This window comes from Bradyrhizobium sp. T-1, assembly GCF_053592855.1.
The window spans coordinates 5,914,357-5,928,271 of sequence record NZ_CM132115.1 but is presented as its reverse complement, the minus strand read 5'-3'; the positions used below and the strand labels follow the sequence as shown (position 1 = coordinate 5,928,271).

At 64.1% G+C, this 13,915-nt stretch carries 13 protein-coding genes; 10 read left to right on the top strand and 3 right to left on the bottom strand.

Annotated features, from left to right (window positions below):
• Positions 1-10: 10 nt before the first annotated feature.
• Together ACWAT4_RS28490 and ACWAT4_RS28485 are read right to left on the bottom strand one after the other, a co-directional pair.
• Positions 11-1,261, bottom strand: a complete 1,251-nt coding sequence (locus ACWAT4_RS28490) for a Zn-dependent hydrolase (RefSeq protein ID WP_212446371.1) — start codon at positions 1,259-1,261, stop codon at positions 11-13.
• Between the two features lie 82 nt (positions 1,262-1,343).
• Entirely contained in the window at positions 1,344-2,261 is a 918-nt protein-coding gene (locus ACWAT4_RS28485; protein ID WP_212297997.1) for a LysR family transcriptional regulator, read from the bottom strand.
• Between the two features lie 119 nt (positions 2,262-2,380).
• On the opposite strand from ACWAT4_RS28485, the gene ACWAT4_RS28480 reads away from it, so the two are divergent.
• From ACWAT4_RS28480 to ACWAT4_RS28455, 6 genes are all read left to right on the top strand, one after another.
• Positions 2,381-3,196: a putative hydro-lyase gene (locus ACWAT4_RS28480; RefSeq protein WP_212297998.1), complete on the top strand. Its 816-nt coding sequence runs from the start codon at positions 2,381-2,383 to the stop codon at positions 3,194-3,196.
• Positions 3,197-3,281: 85 nt separating this feature from the next.
• On the top strand, positions 3,282-4,526 hold the full coding sequence (locus ACWAT4_RS28475; protein WP_212297999.1) for an ABC transporter substrate-binding protein: 1,245 nt from the start codon (positions 3,282-3,284) through the stop codon (positions 4,524-4,526).
• Between the two features lie 196 nt (positions 4,527-4,722).
• Positions 4,723-5,556: a branched-chain amino acid ABC transporter permease gene (locus tag ACWAT4_RS28470; RefSeq protein WP_449731274.1), complete on the top strand. Its 834-nt coding sequence runs from the start codon at positions 4,723-4,725 to the stop codon at positions 5,554-5,556.
• Positions 5,556-6,539 (top strand): branched-chain amino acid ABC transporter permease, encoded by a 984-nt coding sequence (locus ACWAT4_RS28465; RefSeq protein WP_212298000.1) that lies wholly within the window; start codon positions 5,556-5,558, stop codon positions 6,537-6,539. The genes ACWAT4_RS28470 and ACWAT4_RS28465 overlap by 1 nt, the downstream gene beginning before the upstream one ends.
• Positions 6,536-7,267, top strand: coding sequence for an ABC transporter ATP-binding protein (locus ACWAT4_RS28460; RefSeq protein ID WP_212298001.1), 732 nt, complete (start codon positions 6,536-6,538; stop codon positions 7,265-7,267). The genes ACWAT4_RS28465 and ACWAT4_RS28460 overlap by 4 nt, the downstream gene beginning before the upstream one ends.
• Positions 7,251-7,955 carry an ABC transporter ATP-binding protein gene (locus tag ACWAT4_RS28455; protein ID WP_212298002.1) on the top strand — a complete coding sequence of 235 codons (705 nt, stop codon included), beginning with the start codon at positions 7,251-7,253 and terminating at the stop codon, positions 7,953-7,955. The genes ACWAT4_RS28460 and ACWAT4_RS28455 overlap by 17 nt, the downstream gene beginning before the upstream one ends.
• 185 nt (positions 7,956-8,140) lie before the next feature.
• On the opposite strand, the gene otnC is transcribed toward ACWAT4_RS28455, so the two are convergent.
• Entirely contained in the window at positions 8,141-8,827 is a 687-nt protein-coding gene (gene otnC, locus ACWAT4_RS28450; RefSeq protein WP_212424971.1) for a 3-oxo-tetronate 4-phosphate decarboxylase, read from the bottom strand.
• Between the two features lie 105 nt (positions 8,828-8,932).
• Here otnC and ltnD point away from each other — a divergent pair, with 105 nt between their 5' ends.
• From ltnD to ACWAT4_RS28430, 4 genes are all read left to right on the top strand, one after another.
• The gene (gene ltnD, locus ACWAT4_RS28445) at positions 8,933-9,850 is read left to right on the top strand and encodes an L-threonate dehydrogenase (protein WP_212298004.1); all 918 of its coding nucleotides are present in this window, start codon (positions 8,933-8,935) and stop codon (positions 9,848-9,850) included.
• 13 nt (positions 9,851-9,863) lie between these two features.
• Positions 9,864-10,646, top strand: a complete 783-nt coding sequence (gene otnI, locus ACWAT4_RS28440; RefSeq protein WP_449728640.1) for a 2-oxo-tetronate isomerase — start codon at positions 9,864-9,866, stop codon at positions 10,644-10,646.
• Positions 10,643-11,932, top strand: coding sequence for a 3-oxo-tetronate kinase (otnK, locus tag ACWAT4_RS28435; RefSeq protein ID WP_449728639.1), 1,290 nt, complete (start codon positions 10,643-10,645; stop codon positions 11,930-11,932). The genes otnI and otnK overlap by 4 nt, the downstream gene beginning before the upstream one ends.
• A gap of 159 nt (positions 11,933-12,091) precedes the next feature.
• The gene (locus tag ACWAT4_RS28430) at positions 12,092-13,783 is read left to right on the top strand and encodes a methyl-accepting chemotaxis protein (RefSeq protein ID WP_449728638.1); all 1,692 of its coding nucleotides are present in this window, start codon (positions 12,092-12,094) and stop codon (positions 13,781-13,783) included.
• Positions 13,784-13,915: the final 132 nt, after the last annotated feature.

Genomic DNA, 13,915 nt, shown 5'->3' with positions numbered 1-13,915 from the left:
CTGTCTCCGATCAGGATGCAACGCCGGCGATCGCCAGCACGGTGTGCATCAGCACGTTGGTGCCCGCGGCGCAGTCGGGCTGCGTGGCATCTTCCAGCTCATTGTGGCTGATGCCGTCCTTGCAGGGCACGAACACCATGGCCGCCGGCATGACGGTGTTGAGGTTGCAGGCGTCGTGACCGGCGCCGGAAGTGATGCGGCGAGAAGAATAGCCGAGCGTCTTTGCGGCGTTCTCGACCGCTGCGATGAGCTTGGGGTCGAAATGCGTCGGCGGTTTGCGCCAGACCAGGTCGATCCCGACCTCGACCTTGCGGCGCGCGGCAATCTCGGCAATGGCGGCACGAAGGTCGCGATCGAGTGCATCCATGATGGCGCCGTCCGCGCTGCGGCAGTCCATCGTGAAAGCGATTTCGCCGGGAATGACGTTGCGCGAGGGGTTCGCGATCACGGCCTCGCCAATGGTGCCGACCGCGTTTGGTCCGTGTTTCCTGGCGATGGCTTCCATCGCCAGCACGATTTCGGACAGCGTCGCCAACGCATCACGCCGCAGCGGCATCGGTGTCGAGCCTGCATGGCTCTCGAAGCCGGAAATCTTGCCGTCGTACCAGAGCACGCCCTGGCCGGAATCGACCACGCCGATGGTCTTGCCCTCGGCTTCGAGGATCGGACCCTGCTCGATGTGGAGTTCGACAAAGCAGCCGAGCTTCTGGAAACCAACGGGCTTGTCGCCGCGATAGCCGATGCTGTCGAGCGCCTGGCCGACGGTGGTGCCGTCGATATCCTTGCGTGAGAGAATGTCGTCGGTGGTGAAATCGCCGACGTAAGCCGCGGACGCCATCATCGCCGGCGCAAAACGCGAGCCTTCCTCGTTGGTCCAGTTGACGACGCAGATCGGCGCCTCGGTCTCGATGCCGGCGTCGTTCAGCGTGCGGATCACTTCGAGCGCGCCGAGCGTTCCCAGAATGCCGTCATACTTGCCGCCGGTCGGCTGGGTGTCGAGATGCGAGCCGATGCCCACGGGCAGCTTCGACATGTCGCGGCCCTTGCGCAGGCCGAACTGCGAGCCGAGCGCATCGACATGAACTTCCAGGCCGGCTTCCTCACAGGCCTTCCGGAACCAGTCACGCACCTGCTTGTCTTCGCTGCTGAGTGTCAGCCGCCGTACACCGCCCTTGGCCGTCGCGCCGAATTGCGCGGTCTCATGGATGGAGCCCCAGAGGCGGGCGGAATCGATTTGCAGGTTGGTCGCGGCTCGGCTCATGCGTCGTTTCCATTTGTCGCTGTCATTCCGGGGCGCCCGTAGGGCGAACCCGGAATCTCGTTGAAGTTGTCCGGCGCCTTTTTCAATGACGCGCCGGCGCGGGCGCGTCAACCGCGAGGCTGCTCTGCGCAATCTGACAGGCAAGCTCGGCGACGCGCTGCACCGCGACGACGTCCGGCGAAGCGAGCCAGCTTGCCGTGAATGTCAGTGGTGCGATTTCCAGATCGGTGTCGAGCAATTGCAGCCGGCCGTCGGCGAGCTCGTTCTCGACGATGGCGTCGGGGATCACGGCGATGCCGAGGCCTTCCACCGCCATGTGGATGACGGTTGCGAGCGAAGCCGACGCATGGAGACGGATCGGCGGCAATTCCGGCCGATCGAACACCTCGCGCACGACCTCGTAGGGCCTGGTCTTGCGCGGGAAGGTGATGATCGGAAACCGCGCGATATCGGCGGGTGTGACCGGGCCATGGCCGAGCCCGAGTGATGGGCTCGCGAGAAAGCCGATCGGGTAATCGGCGAGCGCGCGGTTGTGTACGCCCGAGGCCGATAGCGGTCCGACCACGAACGCAAGTTCGATCTCCTGCGCGAGCAATCGCGCGGTGAGGTTCGGCGTGATGTCGACCTCGATTTCCAGCGACAGGTTTGGGTAGAGCTCGTTGACGCTCTTCACCAGCCGCGGCAGCCAAGTATGCACGATCGTCTCGGCAACGCCGAGCCGCATCACGCCGCGCATCGCCGAACGATCGCCGATTTCGGCCATCATTGCAGCGCGTAGGCCGATCAGCTTTTCGGCGTAGACCATCATCTGCCGGCCGCTCGGGGTGGGCGAGGCCACGCGATGATCGCGGTTCAGAAGCTTGACGCCCATCTCGCGTTCGAGCTGGGCGATGCGCTGGGAGATTGCCGGCTGGGTCGTATTGAGCCGGGCCGCGGCGCCTCGGAAGCTGCCGAGCTTGACAACCCAGAGGAAGGTTTCGATCGACCTGAAGTCCAACATTGGAAGGATTTCCCCAATCGATAAAATAGATTTATCGATATCGATTAGAAAGGAAGATTAGACTTTATAGCACGCTTGGTGTTGGCTGTCTTTGTCGAGTTTATAGGCAGGTCGATCGCATGACTGTTTTGGTGGCAACGCAGCAAACTGAAACGCCCGACACGCTCCCGAGCCGTCAGGCCCGGCTCGCCTATCGCAGCGGCCAGGTCGGCTCCACTGCGGGCGTTGCTCCCGGCTTCGTCCAGGGCAATCTGGCGATCCTGCCGGCGGAATATGCCGGCGCCTTTCACCGCTTCTGCCAGCTCAATCCGAAGCCGTGCCCGATCATCGGCATGTCCGACGTCGGCAGCCCGCATATCCCCGCGCTCGGCGCCGACCTCGACATCCGCACCGATGTGCCGCGCTACCGCGTCTGGCGCGACGGCGAAGTCGTCGATGAGCCCACCGACGTGACCAAGCATTGGCGCGACGATCTCGTGACCTTCGTGCTCGGCTGCTCGTTCTCGTTCGAGGAGGCGCTGCTCGACGAGGGCATGCCGATCCGTCACATCGAGGAGAATGTGCGGGTGCCGATGTATCGCACCAATATCGCGTGCGGCGAGGCCGGCCCGTTCGCAGGCCCGATGGTCGTCTCCATGCGTCCGTTCAAGCCGGCCGATGCGATCCGCGCGGTGCAGATCACCTCGCGCTATCCCGCCGTGCACGGTGCGCCCGTGCATCTCGGCCATCCGCACCTGATCGGCATCACGGATATCGCCAAGCCTGACTATGGTGATCCCGTCCCTGTCGCCGACGACGAGATCCCGGTGTTCTGGGCCTGCGGCGTGACGCCGCAATCGGTGATCAACGCCGCCAAGGTACCATTCGCAATCACGCATTCGCCCGGCTTGATGCTGGTGACGGATCTGAAGAACAGGAACATGGCCGTGATTTAGTAGGCAGCGTTTGCTGCTTCTTCGGGCTTTACGCAGTTTGCCAATCGTTTCATTCGATACGCGCGAATAAAAGGGGACTTTGCCAATGACCATCACTCGCCGCGACGTTCTGCTCGGAGCCACCGCCGCTGCCGCGCTGCTGCCGCTAGCCGCGCGCGCGCAAACTTCCGAGGTGCTGATCGGCGCGACCTATCCCCTGTCGGGTGCCGGCGCGCAAGTCGGCGTCGATGCGCAGCGCGCATTCGAGACCGCAATCGACATCATCAACAACGATCAGGATTTCGATCTTCCGCTGGCAAAGGGCGTCGGCTTGCCGGGCCTCGGCGGCGCCAAGATCCGCATGGTGTACGCCGACCACCAGGGCGACCCGCAAAAGGGACGCGCCGAAGCCGAGCGGCTGATCACCCAGGAGAAGGTCTGCGCGGTGCTCGGCTCCTATCAGAGCGCGGTCGCGGTCACGGTCAGCCAGATCTGCGAGCGTTACCAGGTCCCGTTCCTGTCGGCGGACAATTCCTCGCCGAGCCTGCATCGCCGCGGACTGAAGTACTATTTCCGCGCTTCGCCGCATGACGAGATGTTCTCGGCCGCGATGTTCGATTTCCTCGACTCGATGAAGAAGAAGGGCGTCAAGGCCGACACGCTGGCGCTGTTCCACGAAGACACGATCTTCGGCACCGACTCCGCCAACGCCCAGACCAAGCTCGCAACCGAGCGCGGCTACAAGATCGTCGCCGACATCAAGTACCGCGCCAACTCGCCGTCTTTGTCTGCCGAAGTCCAGCAGCTCAAGGCCGCCAACGCCGATGTGCTGCTGCCCTCGAGCTACACCACGGACGGCATCCTGCTGGTCAAGACGATGGCGGAGCTTGGCTACAAGCCGAACGCGATCCTGGCCCAGGCAGCCGGCTTCTCCGAAAAGGCGCTGTACGACGCCGTCGGCGACAAGCTCGAAGGCGCGATCACGCGCGGCAGTTTCTCGCTCGATCTTGCCGCCAAGCGGCCGATGGTCGGCAAGATCAACGATCTGTTCAAGGCGAAGTCGGGCAAGGACCTCAACGACAACACGTCGCGGCAGTTCATGGCGATGATCGTGATTGCGGACGCCATCAACCGCGCCAAGTCGACCGACGGCGAGAAGATCCGCGATGCGATGGCTGCAACCGACATTCCGGGCGAACAGACCATCATGCCCTGGAAGCGGGTCAAGTTCGACGACATGGGTCAGAACAACGACGCCGATCCGGTGCTGCTGCAGTATATCGGCGGCAAGTTTGTCACCATCTTCCCGTCGCAGGCGGCGGTTGCCGAAGCTGTCTGGCCGATGAAGTGAGGATGGATCGGGAGCTCGGACGATAGCTCCCGATCCTGGTCCTGCGGAGGAAGACGGAGCCCACGTCGGGAGAGGCGAGGGCGGCCCGTCCTTTGCGATGCGCGTTCGATGACGCCCCTCGGGGTGAGAGCTTTTCTGGGGGGACAAGTTGCTGACAGTCGAAACAATTGTCCAAAGTCTCGCGAGCGGCCTCTTGATGGGCCTGCTCTACGGACTGATCGCCGTGGGCCTCGCGCTGATCTTCGGCCTGATGGACGTCACGAACTTCGCCCATGGCGAGTTCCTGATGATCGCGATGTACGCGTCCTTCTTCCTGTTCACGTTCTTCGCCATCGATCCCTTGCTCTCGGCGCCGCTGGTCGCGGCGGCGATGTTCGTGTTCGGAGCGGTGGTCTACCTGTTGATTGTACGCTTCGCCATGCGGGCCAAGGCCAATGCCGGCATGGTGCAGATCTTCACTACCTTCGGCCTGGCCATCGTGATGCGCGGACTGGCCCAGCTGTTCTTCACGCCGGACTATCGCAGCATTCCGCAATCATGGCTCGGCGGCAAAACCGTCTCCGTTGCAGGTATTTTCCTGCCGGAGCCGCAGCTGGTCGGCGCGCTGGTCTCGATCGCGGCCTTTGCCGGCCTCTACTTCTTCATCCACCGCACCGATTTCGGCCGTGCGCTGGAAGCCACGCGTGAAGATCCCGGTGCGGTCGCGCTCGTCGGTATCGACAAGAATCGCGTGTTCGCGTTCGGTTGGGGCCTTGGCGCTGCGCTTGTCGGTCTCGCCGGTGCGATCATGGCGGTGTTTTTCTACATTTATCCCGACGTTGGCGCGTCCTTTGCGCTGATTGCCTATGTCACGGTGGCGCTCGGCGGCTTTGGCAGTGTGTTCGGCGCTTTTGCCGGCGGCATCATCGTCGGGCTGGTTGAAGCGATGACTGCCCTGATACTGCCGCCCTCACTGAAGTCGGTCGGCATCTATGCGGTCTACCTGCTCGTTGTCTTCATTCGGCCGCGTGGCCTGTTCGGGTCGATGTGATGGACAAGAATTATGCCGCGCGGCGTCGCCGCGATCTCGTCATTGCCGCGGTGCTGGCCGCGCTGGCCGCGCTCGCGCCGCTGTTCGTCAAGAACGTCTATATCCAGAACATCCTGGTCCTGACCTTGATGTATGCGGCGCTGTCGCAGAGCTGGAACATCCTCTCCGGCTATTGCGGGCAGATCTCACTGGGCCACGCTCTCTATTTCGGCATCGGCGCCTACACCACTGAGCTCCTGTTCACGAAGTTCGGCGTGCTACCCTGGTTCGGCATGCTTGCGGGAGGCATGATCGCGGCTGTCATCGCGATGGGGCTCGGCTATCCCTTCTTCCGCCTGCGCGGCCATTACTTCGTGATTGCCACCATCGTCATCGCCGAGATCGGCCTGCTGCTGTTCCAGAACTGGGAATGGGCGGGAGCTGCGATGGGGATCACCATTCCGGTGCGCGGCGACAGCTGGCTGAAATTCCAGTTCATGCGCAGCAAGCTGCCGTATTTCTATTTCGCGCTGGCGCTGTGCTGCCTCGCCTGGTTCGTCACCTGGTGGCTGGAGGACTCCAAATGGGGCTTTTGGTGGCGCGCGGTGAAGGACAATCCGGAAGCGGCCGAGAGCCTTGGCGTCGTCGTGTTCAACTCCAAGATGGGCGCGGCCGCAGTCTCCGCTTTCCTCGTCGCCGTCGGCGGTGCGTTCTATGCGCAGTTCCTCGCCTATATCGATCCTGAGAGCGTGATGGGCTTCCAGTTCTCGCTGCTGATGGCGCTCCCGGCCGTGCTCGGCGGTATCGGCACCCTCTGGGGTCCCGTGTTAGGGGCGGCCATCTTGATTCCGATGACGGAGCTGACGCGCTCCTATATCGGAGGTTCAGGCCGCGGTGTCGATCTCATCGTTTATGGCGCGTTGATCGTAGCGATCTCGCTGGCTTTGCCGCAGGGGCTGGTGAGCCTGTTCTCCCGTTCAAAAGCAAAAGGAGCGACGCGATGACCGCGCTTCTTGAAACCCGCGGCGTGTGGCAACGCTTTGGCGGCCTCGTTGCCAACAGCGACGTCTCGATTTCGGTCGGCCGTGGCGAGATCGTCGGCCTGATCGGTCCGAATGGCGCCGGTAAGTCGACGCTGTTCAATCTCATCGCCGGCGTGCTGCCGCCGACGCAGGGCTCGATCTGGTTCGACGGTGAGGATGTGACGGCGATGCCCGCAGCCGAGCGCTGCCAGCGCGGCGTAGGGCGCACCTTCCAGGTCGTCAAGAGCTTCGAGACCATGACGGTCATCGACAACGTCATCGTCGGTGCGCTGGTGCGCAACACCGTGATGCGGGTGGCCCGCCGCAAGGCGCATGAGGTGCTGGAGTTCACCGGGCTAGCCGCGCGTGCCGACGTGCTCGCAAGCGACCTGGTGCCGGCCGAGAAGCGCCGCCTTGAAGTCGCCCGCGCGCTTGCGACCGAGCCAAAATTGTTGCTGCTCGACGAAGTCCTCACCGGCCTCACGCCGACCGAGGCGCAGACCGGTGTCGCGCTGGTGCGCAAGGTGCGCGATGCCGGCATCACCGTGCTGATGGTCGAGCATGTCATGGAGATCGTGATGCCGCTGGTCGACCGCGCCATCGTGCTCGACCTCGGCAAGGTTCTGGTCGAGGGCAAGCCCGCCGACGTCGTCCGCGATCCCAAGGTGATCAAGGCATATTTGGGAGATCGTCATGCTGTCGGTGCATGAAGTCACGACGGCCTATCAGGGCCTGGTCGCGATCTCGGCGGTCAGTATCGAGGTTACCAAGGGCGAGATCGTCTGTGTCGCCGGTGCCAACGGCGCCGGCAAGTCGACGCTGCTCAAATCGATCGCCGGTGCCGAGCGCCCGCGCTCGGGCACCGTGACCTTCGACGGCAAGCGGCTCAACGGCATGGCGCAGCACCACATCACGGCCGCCGGCATCGCCTATGTGCCGGAGAACCGCCGCCTGTTTCCGCGCCTGTCGGTGCGCGACAATCTTCGCCTCGGCAGCTATCTCTACCGCGGCGAGGCCGATCGCGAGGCGCCGCTCGATCTCGTCTTCAAGCTGTTTCCGCGCCTGTCGGAACGCCTCGAGCAGCGCGCCGAGACGCTCTCCGGCGGCGAGCAGCAGATGCTCGCGATCGGCCGCGCGCTGATGACGCGCCCGCGGCTGTTGATGCTGGACGAGCCCTCGCAGGGCATCATGCCGAAGCTGGTCGACGAGATCTTTCAGGCGGTGAAGCTGATCCGGGATTCCGGCATGACCGTGCTGATCGTGGAGCAGCGCATGGCCGAGTGCCTCGAGATCGCCGACCGCGCCTACATCCTGCAAACCGGCCGCGTGCTGATGCAGGGCCCGGCGGCGGAGATCAGGGGCAATCCGGACGTGCGGAAGGCGTATCTGGGATTGTAGGCGCAACGAGTGGAGCAAGCTTCGCCGACGCACTCGGTTTCATCGCCCGACCTTGATCGGGCGATCCAGTATTCCAGAGACGTCAGAGCGGTACGGATAAGCTGCGGCGTACTGGATTCCGCGCTTTCGCGGGGAATGACAGCGGTGGGTGAGGCGGCGCTGGTGCGTTCATGACACCACGGTACCTAATGCCCGTGCCCATGCTCCGGCAACGTCACCCCGAACACCTTCACCAGATCGTTCACCTGTTCCGGTGACAGATACCGCGGGTTCAACCCGCGCAGCAGGAGATACAGCTTCGCCGTCTCCTCCAGCTCCTCCGTCGCGAACACCGCGGCTTCGAGCGTGTCGCCAGCGACCACCGGGCCGTGATTGGCGAGCAGCACGGATGAATATTTTCCGGCGAGCCCCTTGATTGCGTCTGCGACTGCGGGATCGCCGGGGCGATAATAGGGCACGAGCGCGGTGGCGCCGCACTTCATCAGATAATAGGCCGTCATCGGCGGCAGCGCGGCGCGCGGGTCGATCTCGGGCAGCATCGAGAGCGCGACCGAATGGGTGGAATGCAGATGCACGATCGCCCGCGCATTTCCGCGCGTATCGTAAAGTGCGGTGTGCAGCGGAACTTCCTTGGTCGGGGCGTCGCCCGAAACCAGCCGGCTCTGATTGTCCAGCCGTGACAGCTTTGCGGGGTCGAGGAAACCGAGCGAGGCGTTGGTCGGCGTCACCAGCCAGCCGCCGCCATCCAGCCTGACGCTGATATTGCCGGAGGACCCGGGCGTCAGCCCGCGCTCGAACAGGGACCGTCCGAACCGGCAGATATCCTCACGCAGCCTTGTCTCGTTGCTCGTTTCAGTTCTCATGGCCGTCATGTCCGCTTGTCTCACGCTTTGGCACCGCGGCCAAGCCGTGTTATTCGGGTTCGCGAGCCGCCGCGAAGGCCGGCCGTCCAGGAAACGTACGCAAGGGTTAGTTGCATGTCTGCCTCCATCTCGCAAAACCAGCACATCGCCGTCATCGGGCTTGGCTCGATGGGATATGGCATGGCGACATCGCTAAAGCGGGCCGGCCACGCCGTTACCGGCTGCGACGTTTCGGCCGATGCTGTCGCGCGTTTCGTGAAGGACGGCGGCGCTGGCGCCGCGACGCCGGCCGAGGCGGCCAAGGCGGCCGACATCGTCGTCAGCGTCGTCGTGAATGCCGTGCAGACCGAAGCGATCCTGTTCGGCAAGGACGGCGTCGCCGAGACCCTGCCGAAGGATGGCGTCTTCATCTCCTCCGCGACCATGGATCCCGACGTGGCCCGGCGCCTCGCCAAGCAGCTGGAGGCGACCGGCCGGCATTACCTGGATGCGCCGATCTCCGGCGGTGCGCAGCGCGCGGCGCAGGGCGAGCTGACGATCCTCGCTTCGGGCAGCCCGGCTGCCTTCGCCAAGGCGCGCCCGGCGCTCGATGCGATGGCGGCAAAGCTCTATGAGCTCGGCGATGCTGCGGGGCAGGGTGCCGCCTTCAAGATGATCAACCAGCTGTTGGCCGGCGTGCACATCGCTGCCGCCAGCGAAGCGATGGCGTTCGCGGCCAAGCAGGGTCTCGATATCCGCAAGGTCTACGAGGTGATCACGGCCTCCGCCGGCAATTCCTGGATGTTCGAGAACCGCATGCCGCACGTGCTCGACGGCGACTACACGCCCCGCAGTGCGGTCGACATCTTCGTCAAGGACCTCGGCATCATCCAGGACATGGCACGCACGGCGAAATTCCCGGTGCCGGTTTCCGCCGCAGCCCTCCAGATGTTCCTGATGACATCGGCGGCCGGCATGGGCCGAGACGACGATGCGTCGGTGGCGCGCATGTATGCGCAGGTCACCGGCGTCAAGCTTCCCGGCGACAAGTAAAAGAGGATTTCCAATGCCCCGTTTTGCCGCCAATCTCTCGATGATGTTCACCGAGGTGCCGTTCCTCGATCGCTTCGATGCGGCCGCGAAGGCCGGATTCAGCGCCGTCGAGTTTCTCTTTCCCTATGAGCATCCGGTCGAAGCGGTCGGCGAGCGGCTCAAGCGCAACGGTCTGACCCAGGCGCTGTTCAACCTGCCGCCCGGCGACTGGAACGCCGGCGAGAGGGGTTTTGCGGCGCTGCCTGCGCGCTTCAATGATCTCAAGGCGAGCCTGGAGACGGCACTGCCTTATGCCAAAGCCACCGGCGTCAAGCGCCTGCATTTGATGGCCGGCATCGCCAACCGCGGCGAGCGTGTCGCAATCGAGGCGTTCTATAAATCGGTGGCCTGGGCTGCGGAATTCTTCGCGCCGCACGGCATCGATATCGTGCTCGAGCCGATCAACGCGCGCAACGTGCCCGGCTACTTCCTCAACGATTTCGGTTTCGCACGCGACCTGATCCAGGAGTTGCGCCTTCCGAACCTGAAGCTGCAGTTCGACATCTATCACTGCCAGATCATCCATGGCGACGTCACCATGCGGCTGCGCGAGATGATGCCGATCATCGGCCACATCCAGATCGCCAGCATCCCCTCGCGCAACGAGCCCGACGGCGAGGAGCTGAACTATCCGTTCCTGTTCGAGGAGCTCGACCGTCTCGGCTATGCCGGCTTCGTCGGCTGCGAATATAATCCGCGCGGCAAGACCAATGATGGGCTCGCCTGGTTCAAGCCCTATGCTGGAGTGAAGCCGTGAGTCTCGCAGCGAAAATTTCTCTTGGCTGCATCGCCGACGACTATACCGGCGCCTCCGATCTCGCCAATACGCTGACGCGCGCGGGCCTGCGCACGGTGCAGACCATCGGCGTGCCCGCTGACGATCTCGCGCTGCCCGAGGTCGATGCCGTCGTGGTGTCCCTGAAGAGCCGTTCGATCGAGGCGGGTCTTGCGGTGTCGCGCTCGCGGGCGGCCGAGAAATGGCTGCGCGGGCGCGGCGCGGGCCACGTGCTGTTCAAGATCTGCTCGACCTTCGATTCCACAGATGCCGGCAATATCGGGCCGGTGATGGACGCGTTGCGCGCCGATGGCGGCGAGGCTGTCGTTCTGGTGACGCCGGCTTTCCCGGAGACCGGCCGCACCGTCTACCAGGGCAATCTGTTCGTCGGCGCCGTGCCGCTGAACGAGAGCCCGCTCAAGGATCATCCGCTCAACCCGATGCACGATTCCAACCTGGTGCGGGTGCTGGCGCGCCAGAGCGGGACGCCCATCGGCCTCGTCGATCTCGCAACGGTCACGCGCGGCGCGGACGCCGTACGGGCGCGCCTGGCCGAGCTCGCGGGCAAGGGCATTGGCGCTGCGATCATCGACGCCGTGTTCGACCGCGATCTCGAGACCATCGGCCTCGTTGCTGCCGGATATGGATTATCGGTCGGTGCTTCCGGCATCGGCTTGGGGCTGGCGCGGGCGCTGGTATCGACCGGAAAAGTGCGATCGGCCGCGGCGGCGGCAGAGGCGAGTGCCGCAGTCGGCGGCCCGGCGGCATGCCTTGCCGGAAGCTGCTCGCAGGCCACGCTTGCGCAGATCGCGAACGCTGAACGTGTCATGCCGGTGTTGCGCCTCGATTCTGCGCAAATTGTCGCAGGCGCAAGCGAGGCCCAGCGCGCGCTCGCCTGGGCCAGACCGCGGCTGGCCGAAGGTCCGGTTCTGATCGCCTCGAGTGCGACGCCGGATCAGGTCTCAGCACTTCAGGCGCGCCACGGCCGCGACGCAGCCGGTCATGCGATCGAGCAGGCCATGGCCGACATCGCCGAAGGCCTGGTGCAGGCGGGCGTCCGGCGCCTGATCGTTGCGGGAGGCGAGACGTCCGGCGCCGTGGTCGACCGATTGAGGATTCCCGGCTTTCTCGTGGGGGTGGAAATCGCGGCGGGCGTGCCGGTGTTACGCGCGGTCGGCGCAGCCGCAGGAGAGATGTTGCTCGCGCTGAAGTCCGGAAATTTCGGCGGGGCGGAGTTTTTCACGGACGCGCTTAGGCTCATGCGCTGAGCGCAGGGCATTCTTAGCTGCCTGTTCATCTCTTTCGGGCTCCGTACTCGTACGGAGTCGTAGTCGACGTCTGCCCAGATGCCTGACGTCGGTGCTGCTCCCTTTGGTTGATTCGTAAACTCCCGGACGCGAGCCGCGCCAGCACAACGAGACCCGATTATGTTCGCCAAGATCTCCATCCGCGCCAAGATCATCAGTGTCGTGGCGTTCCTGCTGGTTGCCATGGCCGGCATGGGCCTGCTCGCCGTTATGAAGATGCGGTCGATGAATGCCAACACCACCGACATCACCACGAGCTGGATGCCGAGCGTGCGGGTGCTGGGCGAGCTTCGGGCCGCGGTCATCACCTATCGCAACGTCGTTCGCGAGCACATGCTGTCCGAGACGCTGGATGACAAGCTCGCGGCAGAGAAAACCGCGGCAACGGTGACGGAGGCCTTGGCCAAGAGCCGAAAGACCTACGAGACGATGATCACCTCGCCCGAAGAGAGGGCGCTCTATGAGGAGTGGTCGAAATTGTGGGCCGAGTATCAGAAGGGTGCCGAAGACGTCATGGAATTGTCGCGCATGGAGGCGGGCAAGGTCCCGCACGGATCCCATGAGCTGAATACCAAGACGGTCAACAAGATCGGTCTGAGATCCGACGAGGTCCTGGCGAAAGACATCGAGCTCAACACCAGAGGAGGCGACCAGGCAGCCAAGGACGCCGCCGACAGCTACTACTATGCCTTCATGTTGGTCTCGATCATCCTCGGCGCCGCCGTCATCGTCGGCATCGGCGTCGGCTTCTATCTGGTTCACGACGTTTCCAGCGGCATCAACTCCATCATCGAGCCGATGCAGGCGCTGGGTAAGGGTGACCTTTCCGCCGAGGTCCCGCATCGCGGCGAGAAGACCGAGATCGGCGCCATGGCCGACGTGCTCCAGATATTCAAGGAGGCGCTGATCGCCAAGAAAGCCGCCGATGAGGCCGCGGCCGCGGATGCCGAAGCCAAGATCGAGCGCGGCCACCGCGTCGACAACATTACTCGCGAGTTCGAAACGATGATTGGCGAGATCGTCCAGACCGTGTCGTCGGCTTCCACCCAGCTCGAAGCCTCGGCCTCGACGCTGACGTCGACTGCCGATCGCTCGCAGAGGCTGGCGACCACGGTTGCCGGTGCTTCGGAGGAAGCCTCGACCAACGTGCAGTCGGTGGCTTCGGCCACCGAGGAAATGGCTTCGTCGGTTGGCGAGATCAGCCGTCAGGTGCAGGAATCGGCGCGGATGGCTGGTGACGCCGTCGGCCAGGCGCGCGCGACCACCGATCGCGTCAGCGAATTGTCCAAGGCAGCTTCGCGCATCGGCGATGTCGTCGAGCTGATCAATACCATTGCCGGCCAGACCAACCTGTTGGCGCTGAATGCCACCATCGAGGCGGCCCGCGCCGGCGAAGCCGGCCGCGGCTTTGCGGTGGTCGCCTCCGAAGTGAAGGCGCTCGCCGAGCAGACCGCGAAGGCGACCGGCGAGATTGGCCAGCAGATCTCCGGCATCCAGGCGGCGACAAATGACTCGGTTGGCGCGATCAAGGAGATCTCCTCGACGATCGAGCGTCTGTCGGAAATCTCGTCGGCGATCGCTGCGGCAGTCGAGGAGCAGGGCGCAGCCACCCAGGAAATCGCCCGCAACGTGCAGCAGGCCGCGCAAGGCACCCAGCAGGTCTCCTCCAACATCACCGACGTGCAGCGCGGTGCGACCGAGACCGGCACGGCCTCCTCGCAAGTACTGTCGGCGGCGCAGATGCTGTCGAATGACTCGAGCCGGCTCAAGACCGAAGTCAGCAAGTTCCTGACCAACGTGCGCGCCGCATAAGGCCGCACCTTCCGGTATCCATTTACGCAAAGGGCGGCGCCATCGGCGCCGCCCTTTGCTTTTTGGGCAAGCGTCCGGGCATGCGGACATATTTTTCACGTGGGTCCTACGGTTCCAAATCTTTACGGGTTC